Genomic DNA, 16,218 nt, shown 5'->3' with positions numbered 1-16,218 from the left:
CGGGCGATTGGCTTTGGTTCATTACGTTAACTATGGAATTGATCCCCTCACCCCCTAGCCCCCTCTCCCGTCCGACGGGCGAGGGGGAAGCACAGAATTAGGCTTGGCAGCGTTCCAATGGACATGCCTGCAAAGCTCCCGTGGGACGGGCGAGGGGAACCACGGAATTAGCGCTCCCCTCGCTCGCGTTCAGTGGGAGAGGGGCTGGGGGTGAGGGCATGCACTTCATTGCCAATCCAATCTACCAGTACATATAGCCAATAGCCCTTCGCGCTCTTCGCGTCCTTCGCGGTTCCCATAGCCAACAGCCAACAGCCTTTCGGCCAAATCTGTGAAATCTGTGGCCAAAATAACGCTAATTCGTGGAATTCGTGCAATTCGTGGCCAAAAAATCTAAACTTCGCGCTCTTCGCGTCCTTAGCGGTTCCCATAGCCCATAGCCTATAGCCAGTCTTACTGCCCCAAATCGCGCAGCCGTTCCTCTGCTTGCAAGCGCCAACGATCATCGGGGCTGGCTTGTTGGCTAATCAGCTTATAGGCCTCACGCGCCAGATCAAGCTGGTTGGATTCTTCGGCGGTCAAGCCTTGATAATAGCGAGCTTCGTGGAAATTGCCATTAGCCGCTAATGCTCGCTCAAAGGCCTTAATCGCATCGTTGGTGCGATTTTGAGCGCGATAGGTTCGACCAAGCCAATATAAGGCCATTGGGTCATTTTGATTGCGCCGCACTGATTGATCAAGCGCCTCTTCTGCTGCTTGCAGGTTGTTCTGGCTCAAATAGAGTTTGCCTTGCAAATAGAGCGCTTCGCTATTTTGAGTATCAATTTGCGCTGCCCGCCCATAGTCGCTAATCGCTGCCGCTAGTTGATTTTGGCGCTCGTTGAGCTTGCCACGTTCAAATAAGGCGCGACCATCGTTGGGCCGATAGCTCAAGGCCCGATCAAGCAAGCGCCGCGCTTCAGCATCGTATTTGGCAGCTTGATCTGGATCATAGGCATAATTATTAATCGCCATATTGCTATAGGCGCGCCCAGCTCCAAACAACGCCTCAACATTATTCTGGTCGGTTGCGAGCACAAGATTAAATTCATCAAGCGCCCGCTCGTAGAATCCTTGCTCAACCAAGGCTTGGCCAAGCCAAAAATGAGCATTCGTGCTATTTGGCTCGCGGGCAAGGGCTTGATTGTAGTAGCCAATTGCTCCTTGCCATTCGCCGCGATCGGCGGCAGTGCGGCCTAAACCAATATAGGCAGGAATAATCGTCGAATCGTTATCCAGAATTTCGTTATAGGCGCTAATGGCCTCGTCGAAGCGGCGTTCGCGGCGAAAACTCTCGGCAATGCCAAGCTGAGCCTCGATATACACGCCATCAGCATCGCGGGCAATCGCTGCTCGTTCTTGCTCGCGGGCAGCCTCAAAACGACCTTGCTCAAGGTAAGCTTGGGCCAAATAATGGCGCGATTCAGGCACATTCGGATTCAAGCGCACCGATTGCTCCAAGGCATCGGCGGCCTCGCTATACCGCCCAATCTCCAAAAATTCGCGGCCCATATCTTCGAAGTTGCGCGGATCTTCGCCGCCAGCATCAATCGCCCGCTGATAGGCAGCGACCGCATTATCTGGCTGGTCGAGATAGCGAGCATAAAGCTGGCCCAAGGCCAAATGCGCTTCAACATAGCCGGTATTGATTTCGGTCGCAACTTGATAGGCTTTTTCGGCTCCAGCATAATCGCCACGATTTTGGCGCAAACGCCCAATTTCGTAGGCAGCGCTGGCATTGCCAGCATCAACATTCAAGGCCCGCAAGAAAATATCTTCAGCAGCCTGATCTTGGCCAGCTTGGGCGTAAACCTTGCCTAATTCGACCAAGGCTATGCTGTTGTTGGCATTGGCCAAGGGCAATAAAGTGACTTCGGCCTCTGCCAAGGCTCCAAGCTCGCGTTGGGTTGTACCAAGCGTAATCCGTGCCCCAAGATTATCTGGGCGATTGGCCACAATCCATTGTAGATAGGGCAAGGCTGCGGCCCATTGTTTATCGCGCGTTTCCAAGCGTGCAGCCAAAATATAGCCTGGCGTGAAGTTTGGCGCGGCAGCCAAGGTTTTTTGCAAATAATCGCGTACCGCCTGATTGCGCTCCGGGCTTGGGCCTTCGGTGTTGAAACGGGTAATCGCCAAGCCATACCAACCCTCAGGACGATTGGGGTTCAAGGTCGTGGCTTGGGTGTAATAATCCATGGCAGTTTTTGGCTCGCCCAAAATCCGGTGTACGCGGCCTGCTTGAATCAAAATTGCATAATTCTGGTCTTGGGTTTTAGCGAGTGGATCAATCACTGCTTGGGCAAGCTCAAGTGGTGGATCATCGCCAAACATGCCATCCCACATGCCACGCAAACGGCCTTTTGGCTCAACCGAAGCCGAAATGCCTTCTTCGGTCATGGCTACTGCTTGCCAATAGCGCACTTGGTTGAGCAATTCAAAGGCTTGGCGCGAATGAGCTTCGTGCACTCGCCCCGATTCCGGCAAGCCTGCAGCATCATCGCGGGCAGCAATTTGGCGTTGTTGGGTCGAAATCGTTTCAAGCGTAATCACCGCAGCATCGAGCCGTTGGCGCACAATCGTCAAGGTTTCGCGCGCTAAAGGCGGCACAATCTCCAATTCCCACAACGGCTGATCACCATTGTTGACCAATTGAGCCATCTGAACCCGCGCGGTCATCAATTGTACCAACGGATCGTCGCTAGCATAGCCATTGAGATTGTTGATGGTTTCGATCGCCTCGGCCAGTTGATTGGCCTGCAATTGGGCCTCAACCAAGGCCAATTTATTACTAATGCCGTTGGGATTAAGCTTGACTGCCAAGGCCAATTCGCCGACCGCTACTGCTGGATCAACGCCACGCAAGGCCAAAATACCACGATTCAGATGCAGCGCGGTAAGGTCGCTATTGGTGCCTTTAAGTCGATCTTGTGCATTATTGAAGGCTTGAGTGGCCTCGGAAAAACGGCCTTGCTCAAGCAATGTAACCCCAAGATTATTCCAGTATTCTGCTTTATCAGCGGTTTCTAAGGCGCGGCGAAAATCGCCTTCGGCAAGGCTCCATTGCTCTTGCAAGGCGGCAATCGAGCCCCGAATACCCAAGAGCAAATCAGGTCGCAACGGCCCATCGACAGCATAGCGATCGAGCAAACTGTTAATCGCTTGCACCGTTTGATCGTAATCGCCAACTTGATAGAGATCGAGCACAACCAAAATTTCGCCAAGCAGAGCTTGGGCATTAAACGGCTGATCAGCCAAGCTATAAACGAGCGGCAAAATCAGGCGTTCGCGCAGGCCCAAAGCACGATCGTGCGGCAAAGGTTGGCGCGGAGTCCAAAGCAATTGCGGCTCGATGCTGGCGCTATTGGCATCGCCGCCAGCCACAATTGAACCCCAAATTACCACATCGTATTGGGGGCGATCGGGCAAGCTCCAAGCACTTTGGGCATCAGCAATTGGCGTTTTGAGCACCGCAAATTGCAAATTGGCTGAACGCGCCTGCCACGCTTGGGCCATCGTGGTGGCGGCAGCAAAACCTTCTTGGGCGGGCTGGCCAGCATTATTGGTAAATGGCGAGAGAATCACGCGCGCCCGACTGCTTGCAACTGGCTGGCTGCCAAAAAAGCCCAACAGATTCAAGCTAACAAAAAAAGCAACTAAAAGAATCAGGAAGAAAATAACAACGCCCATGCTGCCACGAGCTTGGACTTCATCACGAACGCGCACCGCCCAAGAACGTTGGGTACGCAAATCGCGGGCACGCAGTGTTGGAGCAATAGCACCACTAGGCCGCGGCGTTTGGCGGCGTTGGCGAATTGCAATCAAGCGTTGCACATGGCCAGTTCGATAAAGGTTATAGGCAAAAAGCCCGCATAACAACAGAACGAAAATCCATCCGATCATCGAGCCTCCAGCCGCACCAAGTGCAAAGCCAACGAAAGATACTCGTGAATAGGAATGGTCGGCTTCAAATTGGTCTGAATTTGAAGCTGGGCAAAGCGTTGCTCATCGTGTGATTGAGCAATTTTGAGGCTAATTTGCGGCAAGCCTTGCCAATGTTTAGGTACTTTCGGCAAGCGATCACGATAGCCAAGCACGATTGCATCTGGCATCAGCTCGCTTTCGGCGGTAACCACAAATAACGATTGTTGCTGAAGCAAATCGCTTAGCATATCAATCAAGCTCGCATCTTGGGCCAGCAAGCCAATGGTTGGGCCACGTTTGCGCCGATCTTGCTCAATGCTCTGTGCGTTTGAGCGCCGATCAACCACATATACGCTGCCAGTTTGTTGTTTGGCAACCCGTTTCATTTCGGCAGCAATTCGGCTGAGATCGTGATAGCTTTGTGGCACATCGCCCCGATGCAAAACCACCCCAACTGAAAGGGTCTGGATTGGCACCGGTTTATTGCTGTTACTTGGGTCGTACAAGGTTAAAATCCGTTGATCAAAGCGTCGAATTACATCTTCGCAGAGAGCATTAACCTGCTCTGCAAGCGTAATAATTGCAAAATCATCGCCACCAATATGGCCAATAAACAAGCCTTCGTCGTTGTGTTCGGCCTTGATTTCGCTCAAAATAGTGGCCAAAAGCTTAATTACCAAATCGCCACGGGCAAAGCCATAGCTATCGTTATAGGCCTTGAAATTATCCAAATCGAGGTATAACAGGGCAAAAGCTTGGCCTTGGCGCAAACGATGGTTCACTTCTTCTTCGATTAAAATATTGCCAGGCAAGCCGGTTAGTGGATTGAGCACTGGCCGCCGCGTCGCCCGCAGCAATTGGGCACGCACCCGCGCCAGCAATTCGGGCATTTGAAACGGCTTGACGATATAATCATCAGCACCCAATTCAAAGCCCGTTACCACATCTTCAATTGCTGTGCGCGCCGTCAAAACAATAATCGGAATATGCGCCAGCCGCGTATCGTTGCGCAATTGGCGAATCGCCTCGTAACCATCGATCCGGGGCATCAAAATATCAACGATCATCAAATCGGGAATATGCAGTTGGGCCTTGGCTAACAGGTCGCTGCCATCGTTGGCCAGAGTAACCTCATAGCCATGCTCAACTAAAATAAGTTCGAGCAATTGGCTTAGCGCTTCATTATCGTCAGCAACGAGAATACGTTCAGGCATACTGTTCCCAAGGCAGCACCTAGCAAAAACGCTAGGCTCAGATTAACAACTGGGCGTACAAGCTCTCTAGGCTCAGGTCGCGGCGCACGGTATCGGGCGAGGCAACGGTCAGCGCTGCGGCGCTTGCTCCCAAGCGCACAGCCTCATCCAAGGGCAATTCGTTCATCAGGCCAAACAAAACCGCCGCTGCCAAGGCATCGCCTGCTCCAGTTGCATCGACCAAATCGCGCACCAAGGTCGGAATATGGCCATGGCCATCGACGGTAGCATAGACTAAGCCTTCGCGAGCCAAGGTGATGATCGCAATTTCCACGCCAAGCCGCACCAACTCTTTGGCCGCAGCGGTCGCTTCTGCTGGCGAGGTTACTGGCAAGCCGGTTAAGGCCTCGGCTTCACGCTCGTTGGGCGTAATCAAATACATGCCACGCAAACGATCGCGGTAGCGGCCCGCCAAGCCATAGGCCACTGGCTCGAAGCAGACCGGAATATCTTCCTCGGCACAGATTTGCAGAATCACATCGGCGGTAGCACGCGATAAATTAGCATCAATAAACACTGCATCTGCTGAACGCAAAAGCTGAATATTATCCTGAATATATTCTGGCGTAACGGCGCGAGCACAGTGGCTATCGTCAAGCGCCGTATACAACAAGCCATTGCGATCAAGCAGCGCCAAATAAGCCGCCGAATGTTGATCTTCCAAAATCATCATGGCATCGGTATCGACCCCAGCATCTTCAGTTTGCTGAATGATCAAGCGCCCAAATTCATCGTTGCCCACAGCGGCAATCAGGCTGCTATGCGCCCCCAAACGAGCGATGTTTTCGGCAATATTGCGGGCCACACCGCCAACACTAATCGTCAGCCGCCCTGGATTTGAGGTTTTTTCGAGCATTGGCTCAAGCAAGCGCCCTTTAATATCCAGCCCAGCCCCGCCAATAACTACCACGCGCCAATCTGTATCAAAATGTTGCATGCCAGCCAACTCCCTGTTATAGCATTATTCTTGGTCAATCAGATTGTGTTCGCGGTAGACCTTGCGTTTTTCGTGCTCATCGAGCGCCAAGGTGAGCAAGTGTTTCAAATCATCAGGTTTCATATCTGGATTATCGGCAATAATTGTATTCATCCAATCTTGCAACATTTGCAAGCTGGCGGCATTTTCTATTTCGTTACGTTGGCGTTGAATTTCCAGCTCGGTTTCGGCCAATTTCTTGAGTTGATAGGCTTCAGCATCGGCCAAAGCCATCGTGCGCTTAATTTCTTGCTCAGCCAAGCGATTGGCGGCCTGAATTTCGAGATCAGCGGTAATAGTACGATAAAAGGCCTTAATTCGATCAGCATTCAAGATAACTTGGGTAATCCCAATATCGAGCACTTCGATGCCCCATTGCTGCACTTTTTCTTGCAAGCGATTTTTTAATTGGGCAGCAATTTCAGCTCGGCGCGCAGAAATATCGGCAGGCCCAAGCTTGCCATAACTGCGTTTCTCGGGGTTATAAAAAGTGTTATCGTGGATAATTGCCCGTAAATCTTCCTCAACGTCGCGGCGCAATTGCGATTGAATCGCTTCGATCCAAAAATCGGCACTCATGCGCACTTGCATTACATCGATATTGCGGCGGTCGGCAATTTCTTTAAAAATATGGTCACGGTTGGGATAGTTGTAGGGTAATTTCAAAAAGCCTTCATAACGCATTTCCACGGGCATGCTTTCGCCCTCATCGGGAAAGCGCTGAATAATGCGCGATTGGGTATCGACAATAATTTTATCGACTTTATGCAGCGACGCAGTATCAACCATATCAACTTCAACGTCAGTTTGAATATTGTAGGTTGGCATCACCGCCACCCCAACTTCGAGGGCGGGCACAATTGGCGAATGCAAGCCAGGCGGGCGAATAATATGTTGATGATCCATGCGGCGTTGAATCAGCAGCACTTCGCCTTCTTCAACGTGTTGGCCAATTCGCGCAGTCAAGGCCAAAAAGACCATATACACGCCAGCAAGCAACACCGGAGCACACATCAACCCCAACAAATTGCCATTCAAGGCTTGTTGGCCAAGCAAGGCAGCACACGAAACTGCCGCAATGCCAGTTAAGGTGCCTAGCATATTGCGCGCCGATTCGCGTTGAGCAATCGTGCCACGACTAAACGCCAAAAAAAGCCCAATTAGGACAATCAAGAGCAGAATGATCCCAACCAGACCTTGATTTGCTTGCGATTGAGCTGGCCCGATATAAATAAATAAACAGCTTACCAGCAGGATAATCACGAGGACAGAGGGCGATAACCGGCTCATCGTTGGCCTCCCATGCAGTTAAGCCGCAAGCCAGCAGCAAGGCTCAAAAAACCATTAACAAGTACTGCGGCCTATTATACACGATGCTTGCAAGCAGGCGGTATTGCGAGGGGTCAGGTGTCAATAACCGCGAAGAACGCGAAGGGACACGAAGGGCTATTGGCTATTGGTTTTTGATTTCTGAATTTTGATTTTCATCCTCATTTCTCTGCGCCTCTGCGTTAAAAAATGAAACCGCAAAGCGCACGAAGAGCATGTTAGCCACGAATTACACGAATTGCACGAAGGGCTATTGGCTTTTGGCTTTTGATTTTTGACTTCTGACTTTTGACTTTTGACTTTTGATTTCTGACTTCGATTCTATCTATGTTCTATGCTCTATGTTCTATGCTCTTCGTCCTGCATACTTTCGGTCAACCGTTCGCCGAAGCATGCGCCGCGCGAGAGATTGATCAAATCGAACAGTTCGTCTTGTTCAACATTGATAATTTCGCGCTTGGCAAGCTCCAAAACAGTCCACAGAGCAACAATCACTTCGCTACGGGTCGTTGCAAGGCTCAGCAAATCATCAAACGCCACATAGCGTTGGCGTTGCAAACGCTCGCCAATCAATTCGGCCATTTCGGCAATTGTAATAACTTTGGCTTTGGGAATAGGAATTGGTGGTGTTTCGCGCTCAATCAGGCTTAAACGGCGCGATAAAGCATTGACTAAGGCGCTCAATTTATGCACTGCCAACTGAGGTGCTGGCAAATCTGGCTGCGGCGGTAGTGCCACTCGTTCCCAAACTCGCAAACCAGCGCTTTCCCATTCGCGCAATTTGCTTGCAGCTTGCTTAAATTGTTGATATTCGCGCAAGCGTTGAGCCAATTGTTCGGCTACATCTTCTTCTGGTGGGGCTGGCGGCGGCTCGCGGCGGGGCAACAAAGCCCGCGATTTAATCAACAATAATTGGGCTGCCAAAGCCAAAAAATCGGCAACTGTCAGCGGGTCGGGGTCGCTCATCGCCCGCACATGAGCCAAATATTGGTCGGCTACCGTCGCCAACGAAATCGCCGTGATCGCCAATTCTTCGCGCTCAATCAAGCGCAACAGCAGATCCAACGGGCCAGCAAATTCGGGCAGTTGCAACGTATATGGGTGGTGGCTTGCTAATGGCATCGTTGTAAGGATGAGCGATGAGGGATGAAGGATGAATTCATTACTTATCGCTCATGATAGTACAGAAAACATAGATCTAATGGTTGAGTAGCTTGAAAACTGGTGGCATTCCCTCACCCCCCAGCCCCCTCTCCTACTGAACGCGGGAGAGGGGGAGCACCAGTAGAATGCTCACGAATTATGAGAAAACCACCGTTAAAGCCCCTCGCCCGCGCCACGGGAGAGGGGGCTGGGGGGTGAGGGAACTTTATAGCATACCCTTGAAAGATCCCCAATCCCCAACTACTACGGATAAATCCCACGCATCGCCATCGCGCGCACGACCCGATCAACGGCGAGCAAGTAGGCTGCCGTGCGCAAGGGCACAAAGCGCTCTTGGGCAACCGTAAAGACCTCGTTAAAGGCGCGTTCCATGGTCGTTGATAATTCGCCATGCACCTCGCGCTCAGTCCAGAAAAACTCTTGCAAGCCTTGGACCCATTCGAAGTACGAAACGACAATCCCGCCTGCGTTGGCCAGAATATCGGGCACAACCATAATATTTTTGTTGGCTAGAATCGAGTCGCCAGTTGGCGTAATTGGGCCATTAGCCAGCTCAACCACAATTTTGGCTTGCACGCGGCCTGCATTGGCCCCGCTAATGTCATTTTGGCCTGCTGCCAGCACCAGAATATCGCATGGCAATTCGAGCAATTCGTTGTGGCTAATTGGCTTTGTGCCAGCCAAATTGGCCACGCCATCGGTTGTGCGCCGATGCTCAATCAACGCTGCAACATCAATTCCAGCCTCAGTTTCGGCAACCACGCCGGTGTTATCGTCGCTAGCAGCGATAATCTGGCAGCCCATTTCAGCCAAAAATTGCAAGACCAAGCGCCCAGTTGTGCCAGAACCTTGCATCACCACCCGCGCGCCTGCCAAATCGAGGCCAATTTTGCTGGCTGCTTGACGCACGGTATAGCACAAACCACGGGCGGTTCCTTGGCCATGGCCTTGCGAGCCACCAACTTGAACCGGCTTGCCCGTTGCCACCGAGGGCATGGTATAGCCATGATGCATGGAATAGGTATCCATCACCCAGGCCATGGTTTGCTCGTTGGTGTTGAGATCAGGCATCATCACATCGCGTTCAGCACCAATCAAGGGGGTAATTTCGGTCACATAACGCCGAATAATCCGCTCTAATTCGCCGCTGCTTAGCTCGCGATGGTCACAAACAATCGCCCCTTTGGCTCCGCCATAGGGAATTTGCACAATTGCACAACTCCAAGTCATCCACATGGCGAGGGCTTGCATTTCTTCGAGCGTCGCTGCCGATTGCAAGCGCAAGCCACCAAGGGTTGGGCCACGAGTAATATTGTGGTGCACGCGATAGCCAGTTAAATTGCGCACCCGACCGTTATCCAACTTGACCGGAAAATGGACGATCAACTCACGCCGGGGCGAGCGCAACAAATCCCGAACTTCCGGTTCCAAGTCCAGCAATTCAGCGGCAATATCAAATTGGCGCTGGGCGGTTGCCATTGTGGTTTCAATCATCGTAAAACTCCTCGGCAGTGAGTATAAGCAGCATTGCTTTAGCGAGAATAGTTAATATCATCTATCTTAACATACTCCGTCTGCTTCATGGGTGCTTGGGCTAGGCGAAAACGCCGCACTTCGTGCCACATGTGGCCAAAACGTTCTTCAAACAATACGACTTCAGTTACCTGCCATGTTTGGGGTTGCCAGCTTTCGGCCACCCACGCTTGGGCACTTTCCAAACTACTGTATTGCAGCAATTTGCCAAGCGTCAGTGCTGGCCATGGCCGGCGTTCGATTGGCCTGGTTGTAGGCAAAACGGCTTGAAGGTGTTCAAGTGCTGCTTGGCCTTGGCTCGGCGTAACCACCAAGCGATGCTGAATTGGAGCAATTTGTAGCTGATCAAGCGTCACTTCAAACGCAGGATACTGCTGAAGTGCTGTCACAATCTGCGCTTCAAATGCACCGCGATCAAGCGGCAGGCTACTTGGCACCAACACAATATGCGGCGGCAAGCCATGGCGATAACTTGGATCGTAGCGCAGTCGATAGTGATTAAGCTCGCTGATAACCGCTGCTGGTGGCACAATCGCCAAGCGAATTAATCGATGCTTACGATAATAGCGCGCCCGATAATCCTTCAGGCGTTGAATTTGCTGATTCAGGGTGCGCAACGAACGGATGCCAAAGCGTCCGACCCAAGCGAGCACCCGATTGCGCCGCGTTGCCAGCCAGCGTAAAAAACGTTTATACAGCACTCTCGTCAAGCGAATCAAGCGATGGCGTGGGCCAATCAGCGCCGAGCCAAGCACCAAGAAAATCAAGCCTTGCAGAATGGGCAAAATGACACCCAAAATGCCAATGAAAATAAAAAACCAGCCCAAAATTGGCCGCAAACGGGGCCAAATACGCAAAAACCACCCCCAGAGAATTTGGCGTTCTTGGGGGCGGAAGCTACACCAGACGAGGTTTAACAGCACAATGCCAATTAATAAGCGCATAGATTTAGCTTAATCCACGTTGATTGTCATTCGTTCAGTTCCATTGATTAAGCATAATTCACGCCGTTAGCGTTGCCAAGCACTCAAGTTCCAAGTAATTGGAGCCAAAGGCTGGGGCCGAACACCGCGAATGGTGGGCGCAAGCAGCACCGTGGTTTGGCGCGTAATTACTGGCAACACTGGCAATTCGCGGGTAAAAATTTCCTGCTGTTGGCTATAGGCTGCTTTACGCACTGCGGGATCAAGCGAACTAGTGGCGGTACGAATTGCCTTATCAGCAGTATCCATACACCAGCCAGTAAAGTTATCGCCGGAGTAACCATTAATTTGATTGGGAATTGCAGCGCAACTCCATAGCACCGCGCCATCGGGATCGACGCTGCGCAACCAACCAAACAGGGCCAGCTCAAAACGCCGACCAAACAACGGCCCTTGCTGGCTATACAGGTCGGTCGTTGACAAGGCTTCAATCTTTATATCAATCCCAATCGCTCGCATATCGCTAACAAATTGCTCGCTCAGCCGTTGGCGAATTGGGGTTTGAGTCGATGTCGTCAAGGTTAATTGGAATGGCGAGCCATCAGGGCGCTCGCGCAAACCATCGCTATTGGTATCAAGATAATTCATCTGATCAAGCAATTCGCGCGAGTAAGCGGGATCAAAGGTATAGCTGACGGCGGTGGTTGGATCAAAGGCCCATGATTCAGCAGCCAACCAGCTATGCAAAACGGCCTTGGGCGAGCCATACAAGGTCGTGCTAATTGCCTCGCGGTCGAAGCCATGGGCAATCGCTTGGCGCATGCGAATATCTTGCAAGGCCACAACCGCCAAGTTCATATCAATATGTTCCCAAATTGGGTTGGGTGCTTGCAAGAGTTGCAAGGTTTTGGATTGCACGTCGGTTTTAAGCTCAGGCGCTAATTGTTCCAACGAGCCTTCAGTCCAAGCCACATCAACCCGCCCGCTCAGCACATCATCGCGCATCATGGCAATATCGGGGTATAGTCGGGCAACGATTGTGCTTGGCAATTGTTCAGCTTGACCTTCACGGCGCACAAACTCCAATTGAGTGCCAGCAGTCCAAGCTTTGAGCTTATACGGGCCATAGCCAAGCGGCGATTGGCCTAAGCGATCGCTCACTTGTTTAGCGCTTGGTTCGCCTTCAAAAAGATGGGCTGGCAGCGGAGTCCAAACCGTAATCAAATAATTCGGATCATCGCGCTCTGGTGGCAAATAAGCGCGTGTCGTATATTCGTCAAGCGCCACATAATCGGCGGTTAGGTCGCTTTGGGTGGCCAATTGAGCGGTCGAGGCGCTGCCACGCAACAACTTATAAGCAAAGACCGAATCAGCAGCGGTTAATGGCTGGCCATCGTCCCATTGCAGATTTTTATTCCAGCGATAGGTCACCGTCAACTGGCGCACGCTGGTAATCGTTTCGGTTTGGGTCGTGGTAATCACACCATTCGAATCAAGATTAACTGTGGTTGTAATATATTGCACATCGCCATTTTCAAATGATGGCACACGCTCCAAAACTCCCGTTGTGGTATAGGCTTCGTTCACCACCGTCAATGGAGCTGGGTAGAGCAATTCAATCAAGGGCGCAGCGCCCCGAAACGCATAACTATAGGGATAGAGATCGACTGGTTCTTCAGTCAGACCCAATGTCCAGAGATTGCTTGTGGCGGGATTGGTTGTTGGCAGAGGAGTTTGAACCTGCACCGTTGGCTGACCGACTGGTGCGCCACCCTCAACACTACAACCAACCAAACTAAAACACAGCAAAAGCGCAAGGCTAAAACGCAATTTCATCAGCATCAATCCAAGGCGAACCATCGTACAAGCCCAAAAAACTTGCCGATCGTTGACGCTCTAATTTATTCAAACCGCAACGTTCGATCACTTTTAAGCAACAGGCAGTGTAGCGCAGCCAGCCATTTTTGTCGAATGCAGCCAAGCCATATTTAGGCCACACATGGGGTTTCTCATCAGATCTTTAGCTGGTTAAACAACGAACCGAGGTAGCAAAGCCGCCTCGGTTCTGATGCGTAATCCCAACAAGCTGTTTAACCCTGAGCAAAGTGACAAGCAACAAAGTGGCCTGGCTCTTTTTCCTCAAAGGCTGGGTCGTCGTGTTTACAAATATCTTGCGCCAACCAGCAACGTGGGTGGAAGCGACAGCCGCTTGGTGGATTAACCGGGCTTGGCACGTCGCCTTCCAAGATAATCCGATCGCGCTTGATGGTTGGATCGGGCAAGGGAATTGCCGACATCAAGGCTTTGGTATAGGGGTGCATTGGCTTGCGGAACAATTGGTCACGGCTTGAAAGCTCGACCATGCGCCCTAAGTACATCACGCCTACCCGATTGCTGATATGCTCGACAACGCTTAAGTTGTGGGCGATAAACAGATAAGTCAGGCCCAAATCTTTTTGCAAGTCGTTCAACAAGTTAAGCACTTGGGCTTGAATCGACACGTCCAAGGCCGAAACTGGCTCATCGCAGACGATCAGTTTTGGCTGCATCACCAAGGCGCGGGCAATCCCGATCCGTTGGCGTTGGCCGCCAGAAAACTCGTGGGGGAAACGGCGCATGTGGCTTGAATTCAAGCCGACCCGTTCCAGCACCTGGGCAACTTGGTCAAGCCGCTCCTTGGGCGTGCCAATATTGTGAATTTTCAAGCCCTCGGCAATACTTTGGCCTACTGGAATCCGTGGGTTGAGCGAGGCATAAGGGTCTTGAAACACAATTTGCATATTACGCCGCAGGACGCGCATTTGGCCAGCGCTTGCCTTGAGCACATCTTGGCCTTCAAACAACACTTGACCACCAGAAGGTGGAATCAAGCGCAGAACTGTGCGGCCAGTAGTCGTTTTGCCACAGCCAGATTCACCGACTAAACCAAGCGTTTCGCCCTTCTTGATGCTAAAACTAACGCCATCAAGTGCCTTAACTTCGGCGACAGTGCGGCGCAGCAAGCCACCTTTAATTGGAAAATATTTCTTGAGATTGCGTACCTCAAGCAAATGCTCACTGGTACTGTTGGAAACAGTCATGTAAAACCTCTTCTAGTACAACCAGCAACGTACCAGTCGATCACCTTCGAGCTTGATCAACGGGGGTTCTTCTTGGGTACATTGATCCATCCGATGGGCGCAGCGTGAAGCAAAACGACAACCAGCAGGCGGGTTCAACAAGCTTGGAACCTGGCCAGGAATGGTTTCTAATTCGTCACGCACATTGCCCAAAACCGGGGTTGAAGCGATCAAGCCTTGGGTATAGGGGTGTTTGGGTGCTTCAAACAGCGCATGAACAGGGGCGTATTCGACGGCCCTGCCTGCATACATAACCATCACATTTTCGGCCATTTCGGCCACAACCCCTAAATCGTGGGTAATCAAAATAATTGCAGTATTGACTTTTTCGCGCAACTCGCGCATCAGATCCAAGATTTGCGCTTGAATCGTTACGTCAAGTGCGGTGGTTGGTTCGTCAGCAATCAACAATTCTGGGTTACATGCCAACGCCATGGCGATCATCACCCGTTGGGCCTGACCACCAGAAATTTCGTGGGGGAACGAGCGCATGCGACGCACGGGGTCGGGCAAACCGACTAAGGTCAAAAGCTCAATCGTGCGTTTATTGGCTTCCTCGCCCGAAAGCCCTTGGTGAATTTGCAAGGCCTCGATAATCTGTTCACCAATGCGGAAAACAGGATTCAGACAGGTCGTTGGCTGTTGAAAAATCATTGAAATCCGATTACCCCGGATTTTGCGCATTTCTTCTTCACTCAAGTCGAGCAAATTTTCGCCATCGAACATGATTTCGCCTTCGATGACTTTACCAGTTTTGCCCAGCAAGCGTAAAATCGACATGGAGGTTACGCTTTTGCCACAGCCTGATTCACCGACAATCCCTAGGGTTTCGCCACGACGCACCTGAAAATCGAGGCCATCGACGGCATGGACAGTGCCTTCATCGGTGAAAAAGTAGGTTTTGACACCCTTGAGTTTCAACAAAACATCGGATTGAGCCACAAGCATGCCCCTATCTAGCAAGAATTACAGGTTAGCGTTTGGCGCGTGGGTCAAGAGCGTCGCGCAAGCCATCGCCAATAAAATTGAAGCACAATGAACAAATAAAGATCGCCAGCCCCGGGAAGAAGGCTTGCCAGGTATATTTTTCCAGAATCGTGGTGTTGACACCTTTGAGCATATTGCCCCATGAGGCAGCTGGCAACTTGACCCCGAAGCCTAAGAAGCTCAAGGCTGCTTCGGTAATCATCACACCGCTCAAGGCCAACGAGGCATTAACGATGTTCGGAGCCAAGGCGTTTGGCACAAGGTGGCGGAACATAATCCGCAAGTTGGACGCACCCAAGGCCCGCGAAGCAGAAACATATTCTTGCTCGCGTAAGCTCAAGATTTGGCCACGCATCAAGCGTGCGCCGCCAGTCCAACTAAAGAACACCAAGATCAAAATCAGTAGGTTGACCGTTGGCTCAAGAATTGTCGAGATAATCAACAGAATTGGCAGCAACGGCAAGGTGTTGAGGAAGTCGACAAAGCGCATTGCAAAGGCATCGACAAACCCACCAAAGTAGCCACTCATCACACCAATGATAATCCCAATCAATTCGCTGAGCAAGGTAACCGCAACCGCAATATACAGCGACACCCGGCCTGCATATAACAAACGGGTCAGCAAATCGCGGCCAATCCCATCTGAGCCAAGCCAGAAGGTCAGGGTCGTGCCGGCCGCAGTTCGGACCTCGCCACCAATACTATTATAGTAAAGATTTTTAGGGACGACATATTCGGTGCCTGGTGGTTGATCTTTTTTAGTAACTGCGGTATCAGTTTCGCCAAAGGGCATAAACAATGGCCCAAAGGTAACCGCCACAATCATCAAAAACAAAACCACTACGCTTGCAACCGCAAAGCGGTGGCGTGAAAAGCGTTTGAGAATCTCAAGCCACGGGCGCTCATATTCGTCTTTTTTCGCCTCACGGGCCTCGACTTGAGTTGTTGAAACAGCCATGGATTTTCCTTTCACA

General features: G+C 51.3%; 12 protein-coding genes. All 12 read right to left on the bottom strand.

Annotated elements, in window-relative coordinates:
- Positions 1-453: 453 nt before the first annotated feature.
- The 12 genes from ACFMKP_RS01070 to ACFMKP_RS01015 all read right to left on the bottom strand — a co-directional run bounded on the left by ACFMKP_RS01070 (position 454) and on the right by ACFMKP_RS01015 (position 16,202).
- A complete protein-coding gene (locus ACFMKP_RS01070) occupies positions 454-3,939 on the bottom strand; it encodes a tetratricopeptide repeat protein (protein ID WP_382288250.1) in 3,486 nt (1,161 codons plus the stop codon).
- Positions 3,936-5,174, bottom strand: a complete 1,239-nt coding sequence (locus tag ACFMKP_RS01065; protein WP_382288248.1) for a response regulator — start codon at positions 5,172-5,174, stop codon at positions 3,936-3,938. Before ACFMKP_RS01065 ends, ACFMKP_RS01070 begins: the two co-directional genes overlap by 4 nt.
- A gap of 37 nt (positions 5,175-5,211) precedes the next feature.
- Entirely contained in the window at positions 5,212-6,150 is a 939-nt protein-coding gene (locus tag ACFMKP_RS01060; RefSeq protein ID WP_204754879.1) for a carbohydrate kinase family protein, read from the bottom strand.
- 24 nt (positions 6,151-6,174) lie between these two features.
- Entirely contained in the window at positions 6,175-7,479 is a 1,305-nt protein-coding gene (locus tag ACFMKP_RS01055; RefSeq protein ID WP_382288245.1) for an SPFH domain-containing protein, read from the bottom strand.
- Positions 7,480-7,857: 378 nt separating this feature from the next.
- Positions 7,858-8,640, bottom strand: coding sequence for a segregation and condensation protein A (locus tag ACFMKP_RS01050; protein WP_382288243.1), 783 nt, complete (start codon positions 8,638-8,640; stop codon positions 7,858-7,860).
- Between the two features lie 285 nt (positions 8,641-8,925).
- The gene (locus tag ACFMKP_RS01045; RefSeq protein WP_382288241.1) at positions 8,926-10,176 is read right to left on the bottom strand and encodes a Glu/Leu/Phe/Val dehydrogenase; all 1,251 of its coding nucleotides are present in this window, start codon (positions 10,174-10,176) and stop codon (positions 8,926-8,928) included.
- A gap of 38 nt (positions 10,177-10,214) precedes the next feature.
- Positions 10,215-11,159, bottom strand: coding sequence for a 2'-5' RNA ligase family protein (locus tag ACFMKP_RS01040; RefSeq protein WP_382288239.1), 945 nt, complete (start codon positions 11,157-11,159; stop codon positions 10,215-10,217).
- 66 nt (positions 11,160-11,225) lie between these two features.
- The gene (locus tag ACFMKP_RS01035; protein WP_382288236.1) at positions 11,226-12,974 is read right to left on the bottom strand and encodes a peptide ABC transporter substrate-binding protein; all 1,749 of its coding nucleotides are present in this window, start codon (positions 12,972-12,974) and stop codon (positions 11,226-11,228) included.
- On the bottom strand, positions 12,958-13,137 hold the full coding sequence (locus ACFMKP_RS01030; RefSeq protein ID WP_382288234.1) for a hypothetical protein: 180 nt from the start codon (positions 13,135-13,137) through the stop codon (positions 12,958-12,960). Before ACFMKP_RS01030 ends, ACFMKP_RS01035 begins: the two co-directional genes overlap by 17 nt.
- 91 nt (positions 13,138-13,228) lie before the next feature.
- Complete coding sequence (locus tag ACFMKP_RS01025; protein ID WP_382288232.1) at positions 13,229-14,218, bottom strand: ABC transporter ATP-binding protein; 990 nt, start codon at positions 14,216-14,218, stop codon at positions 13,229-13,231.
- Positions 14,219-14,230: 12 nt separating this feature from the next.
- Positions 14,231-15,205 carry an ABC transporter ATP-binding protein gene (locus ACFMKP_RS01020; protein WP_054534926.1) on the bottom strand — a complete coding sequence of 325 codons (975 nt, stop codon included), beginning with the start codon at positions 15,203-15,205 and terminating at the stop codon, positions 14,231-14,233.
- Between the two features lie 25 nt (positions 15,206-15,230).
- Entirely contained in the window at positions 15,231-16,202 is a 972-nt protein-coding gene (locus ACFMKP_RS01015) for an ABC transporter permease (RefSeq protein WP_382288229.1), read from the bottom strand.
- Positions 16,203-16,218: the final 16 nt, after the last annotated feature.

Source organism: Herpetosiphon sp. NSE202 (assembly GCF_042688385.1).
In the GTDB taxonomy this organism is placed as follows: Bacteria; Chloroflexota; Chloroflexia; order Chloroflexales; family Herpetosiphonaceae; genus Herpetosiphon.
The sequence above is the reverse complement of the archived record's forward strand: the minus strand, read 5'-3'. Positions and strand labels throughout refer to the sequence as shown.